The organism is Aliiruegeria lutimaris (genome assembly GCF_900099935.1).
GTDB classification, from domain to species: Bacteria; Pseudomonadota; Alphaproteobacteria; order Rhodobacterales; family Rhodobacteraceae; genus Tropicimonas; species Tropicimonas lutimaris.
On record NZ_FNEK01000099.1, the window covers coordinates 1 to 13,871 of the forward strand.

The 13,871-nt window shown below is 62.5% G+C and carries 16 protein-coding genes and 2 tRNA genes; 14 read left to right on the forward strand and 4 right to left on the reverse strand.

The annotated features are described in order from the left end of the window. The first annotated feature begins 107 nt into the window (after positions 1-107). Positions 108-1,607, forward strand: coding sequence for an IS21 family transposase (istA, locus tag BLR85_RS25485; RefSeq protein WP_093163292.1), 1,500 nt, complete (start codon positions 108-110; stop codon positions 1,605-1,607). Continuing rightward, on the forward strand, positions 1,604-2,356 hold the full coding sequence (gene istB, locus BLR85_RS25490) for an IS21-like element helper ATPase IstB (RefSeq protein ID WP_093163294.1): 753 nt from the start codon (positions 1,604-1,606) through the stop codon (positions 2,354-2,356). Before istA ends, istB begins: the two co-directional genes overlap by 4 nt. Before the next feature lie 598 nt (positions 2,357-2,954). Here the strand turns inward: istB and BLR85_RS30640 are convergent. From BLR85_RS30640 to BLR85_RS25505, 3 genes are all read right to left on the reverse strand, one after another. Then, the gene (locus BLR85_RS30640) at positions 2,955-3,116 is read right to left on the reverse strand and encodes a DUF6998 domain-containing protein (RefSeq protein WP_425284510.1); all 162 of its coding nucleotides are present in this window, start codon (positions 3,114-3,116) and stop codon (positions 2,955-2,957) included. Between the two features lie 436 nt (positions 3,117-3,552). Then, entirely contained in the window at positions 3,553-3,810 is a 258-nt protein-coding gene (locus BLR85_RS25500; protein WP_093164109.1) for a hypothetical protein, read from the reverse strand. 394 nt (positions 3,811-4,204) lie between these two features. Next, positions 4,205-4,279 (reverse strand) — tRNA-Thr (locus BLR85_RS25505). Between the two features lie 306 nt (positions 4,280-4,585). Between BLR85_RS25505 and murA the strand changes: the two genes are divergently transcribed. The 12 genes from murA (at position 4,586) to BLR85_RS25570 (ending at position 12,173) form a co-directional block, all read left to right on the forward strand. Then, entirely contained in the window at positions 4,586-5,851 is a 1,266-nt protein-coding gene (gene murA, locus BLR85_RS25515; protein WP_093164115.1) for a UDP-N-acetylglucosamine 1-carboxyvinyltransferase, read from the forward strand. After that, a complete protein-coding gene (locus BLR85_RS25520) occupies positions 5,851-6,327 on the forward strand; it encodes a DUF2948 family protein (protein ID WP_093164118.1) in 477 nt (158 codons plus the stop codon). Before murA ends, BLR85_RS25520 begins: the two co-directional genes overlap by 1 nt. A gap of 68 nt (positions 6,328-6,395) precedes the next feature. Further along, positions 6,396-7,703, forward strand: a complete 1,308-nt coding sequence (gene hisD / locus BLR85_RS25525) for a histidinol dehydrogenase (protein ID WP_093164121.1) — start codon at positions 6,396-6,398, stop codon at positions 7,701-7,703. Continuing rightward, a complete protein-coding gene (locus BLR85_RS25530) occupies positions 7,703-8,191 on the forward strand; it encodes a UPF0262 family protein (RefSeq protein WP_093164124.1) in 489 nt (162 codons plus the stop codon). Before hisD ends, BLR85_RS25530 begins: the two co-directional genes overlap by 1 nt. Before the next feature lie 3 nt (positions 8,192-8,194). Next, the gene (locus BLR85_RS25535) at positions 8,195-8,656 is read left to right on the forward strand and encodes an arsenate-mycothiol transferase ArsC (RefSeq protein ID WP_093164127.1); all 462 of its coding nucleotides are present in this window, start codon (positions 8,195-8,197) and stop codon (positions 8,654-8,656) included. Next, complete coding sequence (locus BLR85_RS25540; RefSeq protein WP_093164130.1) at positions 8,653-9,243, forward strand: GNAT family N-acetyltransferase; 591 nt, start codon at positions 8,653-8,655, stop codon at positions 9,241-9,243. Before BLR85_RS25535 ends, BLR85_RS25540 begins: the two co-directional genes overlap by 4 nt. A gap of 273 nt (positions 9,244-9,516) precedes the next feature. Beyond that, entirely contained in the window at positions 9,517-9,735 is a 219-nt protein-coding gene (gene infA / locus BLR85_RS25545) for a translation initiation factor IF-1 (RefSeq protein ID WP_021097168.1), read from the forward strand. A gap of 10 nt (positions 9,736-9,745) precedes the next feature. Next, on the forward strand, positions 9,746-10,324 hold the full coding sequence (locus tag BLR85_RS25550) for a Maf family protein (protein ID WP_093164133.1): 579 nt from the start codon (positions 9,746-9,748) through the stop codon (positions 10,322-10,324). Beyond that, positions 10,321-11,367, forward strand: a complete 1,047-nt coding sequence (locus BLR85_RS25555; protein ID WP_093164136.1) for a ribonuclease E/G — start codon at positions 10,321-10,323, stop codon at positions 11,365-11,367. The genes BLR85_RS25550 and BLR85_RS25555 overlap by 4 nt, the downstream gene beginning before the upstream one ends. Then, positions 11,364-11,540 carry a DNA gyrase inhibitor YacG gene (locus tag BLR85_RS25560; protein ID WP_093164140.1) on the forward strand — a complete coding sequence of 59 codons (177 nt, stop codon included), beginning with the start codon at positions 11,364-11,366 and terminating at the stop codon, positions 11,538-11,540. Before BLR85_RS25555 ends, BLR85_RS25560 begins: the two co-directional genes overlap by 4 nt. 76 nt (positions 11,541-11,616) lie before the next feature. After that, positions 11,617-11,691, forward strand: a tRNA-Phe gene (locus BLR85_RS25565). A 281-nt stretch (positions 11,692-11,972) separates the two neighbouring features. Beyond that, the gene (locus BLR85_RS25570; RefSeq protein WP_093164144.1) at positions 11,973-12,173 is read left to right on the forward strand and encodes a hypothetical protein; all 201 of its coding nucleotides are present in this window, start codon (positions 11,973-11,975) and stop codon (positions 12,171-12,173) included. On the opposite strand, the gene BLR85_RS25575 is transcribed toward BLR85_RS25570, so the two are convergent. Beyond that, the gene (locus BLR85_RS25575; protein ID WP_093164147.1) at positions 12,140-13,525 is read right to left on the reverse strand and encodes a DUF3604 domain-containing protein; all 1,386 of its coding nucleotides are present in this window, start codon (positions 13,523-13,525) and stop codon (positions 12,140-12,142) included. The genes BLR85_RS25570 and BLR85_RS25575 overlap by 34 nt on opposite strands. Positions 13,526-13,871 lie beyond the last annotated feature (346 nt).

Genomic DNA, 13,871 nt, shown 5'->3' on the forward strand with positions numbered 1-13,871 from the left:
TGTGAATCCCGGAGACAAACTGGTCAACGGAAACGGTCGGATGATCTGACTGTCGCGGAGTAAAATTCCGCATCTTTCGCCAGAGGCAACGAGCTGAAGGCGGGGAGATGTATGCAGTGGACCTTTACGGACGGGTGCGCCGGGCGTGCCATGTCGATGGGATAAGCAAGAGCGAAGCGGCGCGTTTTTTTGGGATCGATCGTAAGACGGTGGCGAAGATCCTGAAGCACTCCGTTCCGCCTGGCTACCGGCGCTCGAAGCCGCCGGTGCGGCCCAAGCTCGATCCCTTTCTTCCGATCATCGACCAGATCTTGGAAGACGACAAAAGCCATCTGAAGAAGCAGCGGCACACAGCGAAGCGGATCTTCGAACGGCTGCGCGACGAGCACGGGTTCACCGGCGGCATCACCATCGTCACCGACTATGTCCGGGAAAAGAAGCGGCGGACCCGGGAGGTTTTCGTGCCGCTCGCGCACCCACCGGGGCATGCGCAGGTCGATTTCGGCGAGGCAGTCGGCGTGATCGGCGGCGTCCGGCGCAAGCTGCATTACTTCGCGATGGCCCTGCCGCACTCGGATGCGCTGTTCATCAAGACCTACCCGGCCGAGACGACCGAGGCGTTCTGCGATGGGCATGTCGCAGCCTTCGCGTTCTTCGGTGGCGTGCCGGCGTCGATCCTTTACGACAATACCACCATCGCGGTGGCGAAGATCCTCGGTGACGGAACCCGCAAGCGCACCCAGGTCTTCTCGGAACTGCAGTCGCATTACCTGTTCGAGGACCGATTCGGCCGGCCTGGCAAGGGAAACGACAAGGGACACGTCGAAGGAGGGATCGGTTTCGGCCGTCGGAACTTCCTGGTGCCGATCCCACATTTCGAGAGCTTCGAGGCGCTGAACGTCTGGCTGGAGGAACAGTGCCTCGAACGCCAGGATGAAGTGCTCAGGGGGCACGGCGAAACGATCGGAGAGCGTCTCCTGCGGGATCTCGATGCGCTGCTGCCGCGACCGGCCGCGCCCTACGACGCCTGCCACAAGGTCAGTACCCGGGCCACCTCGATCTCGATGGTACGCTACCACTGCAACGACTACTCGGTGCCGGTTGCCTATGCTCATCACGAGGTCCAGGTTCGCGGCTATGTAGGCGAGGTCGTCATCGGTTGCGGCACGGAAGTGATCGCGCGGCATCGGCGGTCCTACGAGAAGGCCGACATGATCTTCGATCCGATGCACTTCCTGCCGCTGCTCGAGCAGAAGGTCGGCGCTCTTGATCAGGCAGCACCGCTGCAGGGCTGGGATCTGCCCGGTGAGTTCGCCACCCTGCGCCGGCTACTCGAGGCGCGGATGGGCAAGAAGGGCAAGCGCGAGTACGTGCAGGTGCTGCGGCTCCTCGAGACCTTCGAGATGGACCATGTCCACGGCGCCGTGCGGCAGGCCCTCGATCTCGGGGCGATCGGCTATGACGCCATCAAGCACCTGGTGCTGTGTCGCATCGAACGCCGGCCGCCGCGGCTCGATCTGGACATCTATCCCTACCTGCCCCGGGCCCGGGTTCAGACCACGAAGCCGGCCAGCTACATGAGCCTGATCTCCGGGGCGCCATCATGAGCGACACGCCGCAGGTCCTGCTCCAGCATCATCTCAAGAAGCTCAAGCTGCCGACGTTCCAGGGCGAGTATGCCAAGCTGGCCCGGCAATGCGCGACCGAGGGCAAGGATCATGTCCAGTATCTGCTCAGGCTCTGCGAACTCGAACTGATCGAGCGTGAGCGCCGGATGATCGAGCGCCGCATCAAGGCCGCGAAGTTCCCAAGCACCAAGAGCCTCGACAGTTTCGACTTCAAGGCGATCCCGTCGCTCAACAAGCCATTGACGATGGAACTCGCCCGCTGTGAGTGGGTCGATCGCCGCGAGAACGTCATCGCCCTCGGGCCGAGCGGCACCGGCAAGACACATGTCAGCCTGGGCCTTGGCCTGGCAGCCTGCCAGAAGGGCCTGAAGGTCCGCTTCAACACCGCCTCCGCCCTGGTCCACGAACTTATCGAGGCCACAGACGAACGCCGTCTCCAGCGCCTGCAGAAGACCCTCGCAAGCCAGGACCTGCTGATCATCGACGAACTCGGCTTCGTGCCGCTCTCAAAAACCGGCGCCGAACTGCTGTTCGAGGTCATTTCACAGCGCTACGAGCGCGGCTCGATCATCATCACCTCGAACCTGCCCTTCGATGAGTGGACAGAAGTCTTCGGATCTGAGCGTCTCACGGGCGCCATACTCGACCGTCTGACCCACCACGTGCATATCTTAGAAATGAACGGAGAGAGCTTCAGGCTTCGCGAAAGCCGAAAAGCCAGGAACTGATCCCGCCAAGTCTCCCCACAAACTGGCCTGCGGCCAGTGCGCCTTGACGCGCGTCAGCTATTTGGAGGCACACGCGACAAGGCGCCTGCCAGACCGCACCCGTTGGGGACTATTCCACTGGTTTGCTGACCCATTTTGCTCCGGGATTGACAGCAGTGGCGGCTTCATGGGGAGGTGGAGTTCCTACGCGGCGAATGGCCATGGCGGAAACCGACTTTTGATGGAGCGGCCCCGGGTGAACTATGCGGTCTCTATCCTTGAGGTTGCCTCGCCAGACATGTCAGCCTCGGACATCATCCATCGCGAAGCTGCGTGGAAGACCAAGCTCGGCAGCCGGTCGCATGGTTTGAACGCCAATTGAACTCAATCTGAAATCTCGAAACCTTAGGCCGATACAGAGCCGGATGAGATGCGGCCCATTGATATGCGAGAACTCGATCTGCCCGCAGGCAATCCGCTGCGAGCACTCTTCGCGCGGGACGGATAAAGCAACGGCACTGCGAAAGCCGGACGGTCGAATTGGAGCCTGTTCCCGACTGCCGGGGCCAATTGACCCCAACGAACACGTCGGCGAGTGACAATGCGGCCCATTGTAGGATCAAATCGGGGCTCGCCGGATGACATGCAGTCTGTCGGCAATTTCAATGCTCTCATTCAACCGGAGGAGCTTCGGGATCCTGATTGGTCTGGCACCGTTGCTCTGCAAAGTGCCCGCAGCGTCCCACGCGATTTGACCCGGTCCATTGAAAATGATCGACACAGTGCCACCGGGTGGGTCTCAAATCAGGTCGCGATCAGGACATAGGCTGCCACGGGCATTGCAACTTTGGTGTCTTCGCCAGTGTTGTTGGGAAACTCGCCAAGTGTAACTAATGATCGAACGCCCGAAACAGTTGATCCAGCGAAGCTCATTTTGGATGCAAGAGAAAACGTCACGGCATTGGCATGAAGTTGGCAGCGGTTCGGCCCAGCATCCTACCGAGGCCGAGCAGAAGTTGGACAAGCAGGTAGGGCAGGACCACTCCGCCTAGAACCAACGCAATAGATCCGAAGCACAGAAACCCGAAATTGGAGAGGCCTCGCGCCACCGTCCTAAGCATCAGAGGCTCATGCGGTCTTGGCGGTACGCCGTAGGAGACCGGCATGTCGGGAAACAAAAGCTGAAGCTGGCAATCGCCCCTGTACTCCATGGCAGACTAGACGGCGTGGGCATGCGCCAACAGCCCCTCTTGCTCTTCCTCGGTCATGTTGTCGGGGGAGGCGATGCGCATGGCATTGTGAATGTCGTTCCAAGAGCCAGAGACCCACATTGGATGGTCATAGGCTATCATCTGGCCGAAAATCTCCGCGCGGATCTTCTCTACCTCTTCAGTGTAGGGGACTTCGGCCCAACTTCGTTCATCCAGAAGGTCGAACATCGGTGGCTGTTGCCACGGTTCAATTGTCTCGGACATTGTCTTGATCTCTCGGTTCCGGAAATTGGTCTGCCCGAAGCCGGGAGGGCGTCACGGGCGGATGCGACACGGGCGGAGACCGCCAGCATGGGTGCCAACGTTCACGCGATATCGTGACGATAAGAGATGCTTTCGGGTCATACAGGAGCGGAGCGTGCGGCGTTAGGTCGGGAAATCTCCGGCAAAAAATTTTCCGGGTCGGAGATTTGAGAAAAGCTCGGGTTGTCTCCGGTCGAGCACTTGCCTAGGCCGGGGGAGGCTCAGGCCGGGGGATGGGGGGGCATTCCGTCATCACTGATCCGTTTGTCTCGCAGGAACACCTGCGCCGGTGGGATACTGGTGGGATACAGGAGATTACCCAAAAGCCAAATTGTCTCGCAACCATTTGATTTTATGGTGCTGCCGGAGAGATTTGAACTCTCGACCTCTCCCTTACCAAGGGAGTGCTCTACCCCTGAGCTACGGCAGCGCCGGGGTGAGGGCGGGATATACATTCTGAGCAGGGGAGTGCAAGCGGATTTTTGCACCATGCTCGGGAAATCCCCGGGAAGCCGTCGACGCAGGCTGGACCTGACCTTCCCGGTCGCGTAATCGCGGCGCATGAATGAAAAAGGCAAGGCTTCCGGGGCAAGCGACAGGGATGCGCGGCTGAAGCAGGCATTGAAGGCCAACCTTCAACGCCGCAAGGCGCAGGCCCGCGCACGGTCCACGGGAGCGGACAGTGAAAGCAACATAGAAGAGGCCGGCGGACAGCCGGACAAAGGGGCAGAGCAGGATGGATAGGATTGTCGTCAAGGGAGGCGGCCCGCTGGCCGGGCGTATCGAGATTTCGGGGGCCAAGAATGCCTGCCTTGCCCTGATGCCCGCCACGCTTCTGAGCGAGGAGCCACTGACGCTGACCAACGCGCCGCGGCTTTCGGATATTCGCACCATGTCGGTGCTGCTGGAGTCGCTCGGCGCGGAGATCTCGACCATGCAGGGCGGCAAGGTTCTCGCCATGTCGAGCCACGCGGCGGACAATCACGTTGCCGACTATGACATCGTTCGCAAGATGCGCGCCTCTAACCTTGTGCTCGGGCCCCTGCTGGCGCGGCATGGCCACGCGGTCGTCTCGCTGCCCGGCGGCTGCGCCATCGGCGCCCGGCCGATGGACCTGCATATCTCCGCCCTTGAAGCGATGGGCGCCCAGATCGACCTGCGCGACGGCTATCTGCATGCCGAAGCCAAGGGCGGGCTGAAGGGCGCCGATATCACGCTGCGTTTTGCGTCCGTTGGCGCGACCGAAAATACCGTGATGGCCGCGACGCTGGCCAAGGGCACGACGATCCTGCGCAACGCGGCGCGGGAACCGGAGATCGTCGATCTCGTCGAATGCCTGCGCAAGATGGGTGCCCAGATCGAGGGCGAAGGCACGGCGACGATCACCATCGAGGGTGTCGACCGCCTGCATGGAGCGACCCACCCCGTCGTGGCCGACCGGATTGAAACCGGCACCTACATGCTGGCCCCCGCGATTGCCGGCGGCGAGGTCGAGTTGGTCGGTGGCCGCATGGACCTGCTCGGCGCCTTCTGCGAGAAGCTCGACGCCTGCGGGATCGAGCTGAGTGAAACCGGGACTGGCCTTATTGCGAAGCGCCGCAATGGACGGGTGGACGCGGTGAATGTCGTCACCGAGGTCTTTCCGGGGTTCCCGACCGACCTGCAGGCGCAGATGATGGCCGTGATGTGCACGGCGAACGGGGTGAGTGTTCTGGAAGAGCGCATTTTCGAGAACCGCTTCATGCACGCGCCGGAATTGATTCGGATGGGCGCGCATATCGACGTGCAGGGCGGCATTGCCACCGTGACCGGGGTCGAGAAGCTGCGCGGCGCGCCTGTGATGGCGACGGATCTGCGCGCTTCTGTCTCGCTGATCCTCGCGGCCCTTGCCGCCGAGGGCGAAACCGTGGTCAATCGTGTCTATCACCTTGACCGTGGCTACGAGCGGGTCGAGGAAAAACTGGGCGCTGTCGGGGCGCGGATCGAGCGGGTGAGCGAGTGATGACGGACGCGACATTCCAGGAGGGTGCGGAACGCCCGGTCAATGTTTCGGCGGTGGATGCGGAGGACCTCAAAGTTCTTTCGGCCATGGCGCAGGATGCGATCTTTCCGATCACCGAGATGCGTTGGGACAGCAAGAGCCGGCGCTTCGCCCTTTTGCTGAACCGTTTTCGCTGGGAAGACCGAGAGGCCGCGGAAAAGCGCGGGCGCCCCTACGAGCGGGTGCAAAGCCTGCTGATCGTCGATGATGTGCTCAAGGTGTCCAGCCAGGGCATCGACCGGACCGACGCCGAGACCATCCTGTCGCTGCTCGCGCTCGAATTCTTCGCGGGCCCTGACGGCACCGGGCGGCTGGAGCTGACGCTAGCCGGTGACGGGGCAATCGCGCTCGACGTGGAATGCCTCAATGTTTCGCTGCGCGATGTCTCCCGGCCATATATTGCACCTTCGGGGCATGTGCCCGACCACGGCGACTGAGCGCCGCGCATCCCACGCTTGAGACAGTTTGGTCGGAACGGTATCAGAGGCTCCGACAAGGAGACCCCATGCCCCAGTTTCTCAACAGCGCCGATCCGGATTTCGAAGCTCGCTTCGCCGAATTCTTGACCACCAAGCGCGAAGACGCGCCGGATGTGGACGAGACCGTGGCCGCGATCATTGCAGATGTCCGCAAGCGTGGCGATGCGGCAGTGATCGAGTTGACCGAGCGCTTCGACCGCCTCCCCCTGACGCCGGCGACGCTGGCCTTCTCAGCCGAAGAGATCGAGGAGTATTGCGCGCAGGTGCCGCCCGCCGAGCGCGAGGCGCTGGAACTCGCCGCCGCGCGTATCCGCGCCTATCACGAAAAGCAGCTGCCCGAGGATGCCAGCTGGCAAGACGCAACGGGCGCCACGCTCGGCTGGCGCTGGACGCCGGTTTCGGCCGCGGGGCTCTACGTGCCGGGCGGGCTGGCCTCCTACCCTTCCTCCGTGCTTATGAACGCGATCCCGGCCAAGGTCGCCGGCGTCGAGCGGCTGGTCATTGCCGTGCCCACGCCGGACGGCATCGTGAACCCGCTGGTGCTGCTCGCCGCCCGGATCGCGGGCGTCGACACTGTCTATCGCATCGGCGGCGCGCAGGCCGTCGCGGCGCTCGCCTACGGCACCGAGACCGTCGCCCCGGTGGACAAGATCACCGGACCGGGCAATGCCTTTGTCGCCGCCGCCAAGCGGCGCGTCTTTGGCAAGGTCGGCATCGACATGATCGCGGGCCCGTCGGAAATTCTCGTCATCGCCGATGCCCAGAACGATCCGGACTGGATCGCGGTAGACCTTCTGAGCCAGGCCGAGCATGACGAGAGCGCGCAGTCGATCCTGATCACTCCGGACGAAGGTTTTGGCCGGGCGGTGGCCGAGGCCGTCGAGAAACGTCTGGAGACGCTGGAGCGACGCGCCATCGCCGGGCCATCCTGGCGCGACTACGGCGCTGTCATCACCGTGAAGGATCTCGACGAGGCCACCGCGCTGTCGGACCGGGTGGCGCCGGAACATCTCGAACTGTGCGTCGCCGATCCCGAGGCGCTCTCGTCCCAGATCAAACATGCCGGCGCGATATTCCTCGGAGCATGGACCCCCGAGGCCATCGGCGACTACGTCGGCGGTCCGAACCACGTGCTGCCCACGGCGCGTTCGGCACGCTTCTCTTCCGGCCTCTCCGTGCTCGACTTCATGAAACGCACGACGCTTGCACGGATGAGCCCCGGCGCTCTTGCCGCCATCGGCCCCGCCGCCGAGACCCTTGCCATCTCCGAGAGCCTCGAAGCGCATGGACTGTCCGTGCGCGCCCGGCTCGACCGGCTCAACGAGGAAGGTTGATGAACTCCAATCGCATCTGCCAGATCGAGATCGACGACAGAAACCTCGCCCCGCCGACGCCCGAGATCGAGCAGGAGCGCAAGGTGGCTATTTTCGACCTTCTGGAGGATAATAGCTTCGCCCTGCCCGCGCGGCATGACGACGAGCCGGTCCCCGATGGCCCCTATCGACTGACGCTGGCGATCCGCAACCGCCGACTGGTCTTTGAGATCACGACGGAGACAAAGAAAGAAGTGGGCGAATTCCATCTCTCGCTCGGCCCTTTCCGGCAGGTGGTGAAGGACTACTTCCAGATCTGCGAGAGCTATTTCTCGGCCGTGAAGACAATGCCCCCCAGCCAGATCGAGGCGATCGACATGGCCCGGCGCGGCATCCACAACGAAGGCGCCCGCGTGCTGCAGGAGCGACTCGAAGGCAAGGCGGATATCGATATCGACACCGCGCGGCGCCTCTTCACCCTCATTTGCGTGCTGCATTTCGGGGGCTGAGACATGGGCAATCTTCCGGCATCGGTTCTTTTCACCTGCGATCACAACGCGGTGCGTTCCCCGATGGCAGAAGGAATTGCCAAGCTCTATTACGGTCATTCCTTTTATATCCAGTCGGCTGGCGTGAAGAACGATCTGGAAATCGACGGCTTCTGCATCGCGGTCTGCGACGAGATAGGCGTGGAGTTGGGCCGCCACCGCGCGCGCTCCTTCGACGAGATGCAGGATTGGGGCGATGACCTCGGCGGCTTCGACCTGATCGTCTCGCTCTCGCCCGCCAGCCAGCGCAAGGCGCTGGAACTGACCCGTTACTACCATCTGGACGTCGAATACTGGCCGATCATGGACCCGACCGGCCTCGGCGAGACGCGGGTGCAGAAGCTCGACCGTTACCGGCAGTCGCGCGACCAGATCATCGATCGGCTGGTGAACCGTTTTGGCCCGCCGATCTCATCGGCCGAATGAAGACGCCTGAAATCCGTCCACTCACCGGTGAAGCGCTTGGCGCGGCGCTGGATGACCTCGCAAGGCTGCGGATCACCGTGTTTCGGGATTTTCCCTATCTCTACGACGGCTCGCTCGACTTTGAGCGTGCCTATCTCGCCACCTATCAGGATACGCCGGACGCGATCCTCGTCGGAGCCTTCGATGGTACGAAACTGGTGGGCGCGGCGACGGGCACACCGCTTGAGGCGCATGCGGAGGAGTTTGCCGAGCCGATCGCCCGCGCCGGCTTCGCTCCGGGCGAGGTATTCTACTGCGCCGAAAGCGTACTCCTGGCCGATTATCGTGGGCACGGCGCAGGGCACGCCTTTTTCGACGCGCGCGAGGCCCATGCCCGTGCGCTCGGCCGGAGCCGCTCCACCTTTTGCGCCGTCATCCGCGCGCCGGACCACCCTTTGCGCCCACCCGGTTACAGCCCGCTGGATCCGTTCTGGCGCAAGCGCGGCTACGCCCCCCTTCCCGGCATCCTCGCCGAGTTTCGCTGGACGGATGTCGACGATGCGGAGCAGACCGCCAAGCAACTGCAATTCTGGGTTAAGGACCTGTAATCGGCAGGCGCGGTTTCCAACCTGCCGCGGCCCGCGTCAGCGAAACCGAATCGCCCGGCCAGGTTCTGACCGATCTTTCATCCCAAGCACCGACCGAGCCCCGCCTCTTGGCCACCGCGGCCCCTCTCCGGCACCGCGCAGGGACCGAAGCCTGTGGCTGGAAGGCCGTAGAACACCCGTTTTTACCATAATCGCCCTTGATTTGCCTGCCTTTAGGGCGCATTTATCCCGCACCTCGAAAGAGGTATGAACGAAACCACTATTGGAGTGACCATGGCCAAGGAAGAACTGCTCGAATTCCCCGGTGTCGTGAAGGAACTCCTGCCGAATGCGACATTCAGGGTCGAGCTGGAAAACGGCCATGAAATCATCGCTCACACGGCAGGCAAGATGCGCAAGAACCGCATCCGTGTTCTGGCTGGCGACCGGGTCCAGGTTGAAATGACCCCCTACGACCTCACCAAGGGTCGTATCAATTACCGCTTCAAGTAAGGCGCAAACCATGCGCCTTGTGCTCGGCTCTGGCAGCCCGCGTCGTCGCGAGCTGCTGGCCCAGATCGGCGTTGTCGCCGACGACACCCGCCCCCCCGACATCGACGAAGATCCGCTCAAGGGCGAACTGGCGCGCCCATATTGCCAGCGCATGGCATGCGAGAAAGCGTTGGCGGTGCCTGCCGAGGCCGATGAGATCGTGCTCGCAGCCGACACGACCGTTGCGCTCGGCCGACGCATTCTCGGCAAGCCACGCGACGCGGGCGAGGCGGCCGAATTCCTGCATGCGCTGTCCGGGCGTCGCCACCGGGTGATCACCGCTGTTGCGGTGCGCCTCGGAGACAAGCTCTGGGAACGCGACAGCGTGAGCGCGGTCAAGATGAAAATGCTGAGCGACCTGGAAGTGAACGCCTATCTCGCTTCCGATGACTGGCGGGGCAAGGCGGGCGGCTACTCCATTCAAGGCCCCGCGGGTGCCTTCATTCCGTGGATCAGCGGTTCCTATACCGCGATCGTCGGCCTGCCACTTTCCGAAACCGCCGGCCTGCTGATGGCGGCTGGCTACCCGCTTTATCGGAGCTGCGCATGAAGGGAACGAGCGTTTTCCTCGACCACATCGCCGGACGGCCCGCCGCGGCACGGATGGTTGACGGCAAGCTGGAAGATTTTCTCGTCGATCCGCCCGAGGGTGGCCCGAACCCGATCGGCACGATTTTCCGCGCCGTGGTCGACCGCCCCATTAAGGGACAGGGCGGCGTCTTCGTGCGCCTCCCCGATGGCGAAACGGGATTCCTGCGCCATGCCAAGGGGCTTGCCACCGGCCAGGCCGTGCTGGTGCAGACCACCGGCTTTGCCGAGCCTGGCAAGGCGGGGCCGATGACGCAGAAGCTGCTCTTCAAGTCGAAATACGCCATCGTCACGCCGGACGCACCGGGCCACAATATTTCCCGCCAGATCAAGGACGACGAACGCCGCGCAGCGCTCAAGTTCCTGGCCGAGGACGTGATGGAGGGCAGCGCGTACGGCTTGATCCTGCGGTCCGAAACCGAATCCGCCGAGGACGAGGAGATCGCTGAAGATATCGCCGAAATGCGCGCCTTGGCAGAGGAGATCCTTGCCAATACCCAAGGGGATCCCGAGCTTCTTCTGGACGGAGCCGATGCGCATGCCGTCGCCTGGCGGGAGTGGGGAAATCCGGACGAGATCGAAACCAGTCCGGGCTGCTTCGAAAGCCGGGGCATTCTCGATGCGCTCGCGGCATCCATCGGGCCTCAGGTACCGCTGCCCGGCGGTGGCTCGATCCTGATCGAACCAACACGCGCGCTGATTGCCGTCGACGTGAACTCGGGGACGGACTTCTCCCCGGCGGCTGCATTGAAGGCGAATATCGAGGCCGCCCGCGCCCTGCCCCGCTTCCTGCGCCTGCGTGGCCTGGGTGGGCAGATCACCATCGACTTCGCCCCGCTGTCCAAGAAGGACCGCCGCCAGATGGAACAGGTCCTGCGCACTGCCTTTCGCAACGACCCGATCGAGACGGCGCTTGCCGGCTGGACACCACTGGGCAATTTCGAAGCACAGCGCAAGCGCGAACGCCTGCCGCTTGATGCCGCTATTCTGAAGGCTTTGCAATGAGTTGTCCGATCTGCGGCAAACAAGGCCAGGAACAGTATCGCCCCTTCTGCTCCAAGCGCTGTGCCGATATCGACCTCGGCCGCTGGCTGAAAGGCAGCTACGCAATCCCGACCGAGGAACCCGCCGAAACAGCCGCTGTGGAACTGTCCGAAACAAAGCCGAAATATCACTGATTTTTTGTCGGGACCCTCTGGACTTACTTCAACCCTCCGTCTAGAAGGCTCGAACCCAACGCCAAGGCGTTCCCGTGCCCGGGTAGCTCAGGGGTAGAGCAGTGGATTGAAAATCCTCGTGTCGGTGGTTCGATTCCGCCCCCGGGCACCACTTCCAGAAGCAGTGCAGACAGTTGTGACACGCGGTGCGGTCCTCACGGAAGTCTAACCACCGATCGCGTGCGTCGCGATGCAATTTCTGCGTAAGTTCGACGTCAGTAACCCGTGCTGAGCCGCTGCCCTCGCGCGACGAAGTAAGTAGCCAGAGCAATATATCTCGGACGATAATGCCACGCACAGCGTGGGCCCTCTCGATAAAGAAACGGCGGGAAGAGTGAATTCGCTGCAGTTGCAAATGGCCCGCTCGTCGGCTTGAGAAGCAGACCTTCGTGAATGACAGTTGCGGTCAACAGAAACGGCTCCGTCGGCAGTATTCCGCAGGCGAAATTGACGTTTCGGAATGGCGGCGGCGGTAAGGTAGGGCGACGCCACGAGGGAAACGCCGCCCAGGTTACGGCAATCGAGCAGTTTTTCTCGATTGAGCGGGACGAAGTGACCTATCAGCCCGGTGTGTACCAGATCGGCGAGGTATAGGCGCGCTCCTGTTGGCTCGCATCCACGGTCTCGGGCAGATCGATTCCGAAGAAGACGCTGTCATAGGTCGTCCATCGTGGGGTCGGGATCTCGAGCACGCGCACGTAATAGAAGGCGCGCTGCGTGGGGTCGAACTCCAGGTCCTCCCAGAAGGCTTCGAGATAGGGCTCCCCAATTGCGTTCGTGTAAGTGGCCGTCTTCGGGTCCACCGTATCGCCAACCGGGGGCAGCTTGCCGTCGGCGTCGGACTGGCGGTCGTCCGACCATGCCACGTCGTAAACCCGCTCCTGTGGTCCTTCAGCCGACGTCCAGCCCTTGACCACCTGGATGCGGTCGAGGTTGGCACCATCGGGGTCGCGCAGCGCACGGATCAGGAGTTTCGGCGCGGCGCCTTCTGGCCCGTCATTCAGATCAGCGCCCATCGGAACGCCAGCCTCGTAGCCATGCGCGGCGAAGTCGGAGCGGGTCATGTCCGCTTCCTCGAATTCCCAACCAGCGAAGACACGGACCAGTAGGCGGGTGCCCGTCGTGGCGTAGACTTCCTTCCGCTCCATCGCGTCCCAAAGCGCCTCGCGCGTGTTCTCCCGAGCCCAGACCGCGGCGATCCCCGAGGCGATCGCATCAGCGTGGGTCAGGTCGTCGGCCGGATCAGGTGTCGCGCGGCCGGTGATCGTTTCCTCGTAGCGGATCGGATTGCCTGTTGGTTCGACGAGCGCGACCTTGCCGAAGAAATTGTTCTCGGCCGCTGTCGACAGACCCGTATGGGCGTCCGTCGAGCCGACCACGCCGAACTTGAACGGGTTGGCACCGAGGTCGGCTTCGTACGCGAGACCACGCTTCAGGGCGGAACGGGCATATTCCTTCGGCAGCATGTCAGGCGTCTTCGGTTCGGGGCCGAAACTTCCCTTGTCCCAGGTGCCGTAGTCCGCGAATTCGTCGTCGGGCGAGAGCATCGGATGAGCTTCGCCATCGCCCTTCATCTGCGTGATCTCGTAAAGCGGTTCATACTGCATGCGGCGCTCCGCATAGTCTGCCGTCAGGGGCTCGCCGGACAGGGTGATGTCGTCGAACATCAGGCCGTTGGAGAGGTTGCCGCCATGCGGGATCGCGAACATCCGACCTCCGGTCGTTTCCTCGTAATCGGCCATCCAGTCCCAAAGCATTTCGGGGTCGTCCGTGTCATAGGAACTGATTGGTACTTTCTGGTCGGCGAGGTCCTTGCCGTCTCGGTAGATGATGTTCCGGTGCATGTTCGAACCATTGGGCTGCGAGGTCCATTCGAAGCCGATGAAAGCGGTGAAGGCTCCCGGATCGTTGTGAAGCTCGGCGGCTTCAGTCGCCTTCTCCCACATGGTCTGTCCGGCCTGTTAGTGTGGCGGTTGCCACTGGCCTTGATGAGTTCCGCAAGTAAGGTTCCAATCGGCTTAACGACCTCGAGGGCCATGCCGTTCGACGGAGTGTCCTTACTTTTGGTTGACTTCATTTCGCATCATCACATCAAGCGTCTTGCATCTCTTGGCAGCATCAGGCGATTGGCTGCCGGTATTCTTCTCGTTTTGTCAGTATTGCCCAGATGATCCGGGCGGACTTGTTGGCCATGGCTACAGTAGCGAGCCTGAAGGGTTTCTCGGCGAGCACTTTCGCGGTCCAGGTGTCCGCCTTTTCGGGCTTATTCCTGGCCGTCAGCGCGCGTGATGT

Coding starts and splice junctions, on each gene's coding strand:
- istA (WP_093163292.1), top strand. CDS start 108: ATGTATGCAGTGGACCTTTACGGACGGGTGCGCCGGGCGTGCCATGTC.
- istB (WP_093163294.1), top strand. CDS start 1,604: ATGAGCGACACGCCGCAGGTCCTGCTCCAGCATCATCTCAAGAAGCTC.
- BLR85_RS25560 (WP_093164140.1), top strand. CDS start 11,364: ATGAGTTGTCCGATCTGCGGCAAACAAGGCCAGGAACAGTATCGCCCC.
- BLR85_RS25575 (WP_093164147.1), bottom strand. CDS start 13,525: ATGTGGGAGAAGGCGACTGAAGCCGCCGAGCTTCACAACGATCCGGGA.
- BLR85_RS25500 (WP_093164109.1), bottom strand. CDS start 3,810: ATGTCCGAGACAATTGAACCGTGGCAACAGCCACCGATGTTCGACCTT.
- hisD (WP_093164121.1), top strand. CDS start 6,396: ATGCCCCAGTTTCTCAACAGCGCCGATCCGGATTTCGAAGCTCGCTTC.
- BLR85_RS25520 (WP_093164118.1), top strand. CDS start 5,851: ATGACGGACGCGACATTCCAGGAGGGTGCGGAACGCCCGGTCAATGTT.
- infA (WP_021097168.1), top strand. CDS start 9,517: ATGGCCAAGGAAGAACTGCTCGAATTCCCCGGTGTCGTGAAGGAACTC.
- BLR85_RS25550 (WP_093164133.1), top strand. CDS start 9,746: ATGCGCCTTGTGCTCGGCTCTGGCAGCCCGCGTCGTCGCGAGCTGCTG.
- BLR85_RS25570 (WP_093164144.1), top strand. CDS start 11,973: ATGACAGTTGCGGTCAACAGAAACGGCTCCGTCGGCAGTATTCCGCAG.
- BLR85_RS25555 (WP_093164136.1), top strand. CDS start 10,321: ATGAAGGGAACGAGCGTTTTCCTCGACCACATCGCCGGACGGCCCGCC.
- murA (WP_093164115.1), top strand. CDS start 4,586: ATGGATAGGATTGTCGTCAAGGGAGGCGGCCCGCTGGCCGGGCGTATC.
- BLR85_RS25530 (WP_093164124.1), top strand. CDS start 7,703: ATGAACTCCAATCGCATCTGCCAGATCGAGATCGACGACAGAAACCTC.
- BLR85_RS25535 (WP_093164127.1), top strand. CDS start 8,195: ATGGGCAATCTTCCGGCATCGGTTCTTTTCACCTGCGATCACAACGCG.
- BLR85_RS25540 (WP_093164130.1), top strand. CDS start 8,653: ATGAAGACGCCTGAAATCCGTCCACTCACCGGTGAAGCGCTTGGCGCG.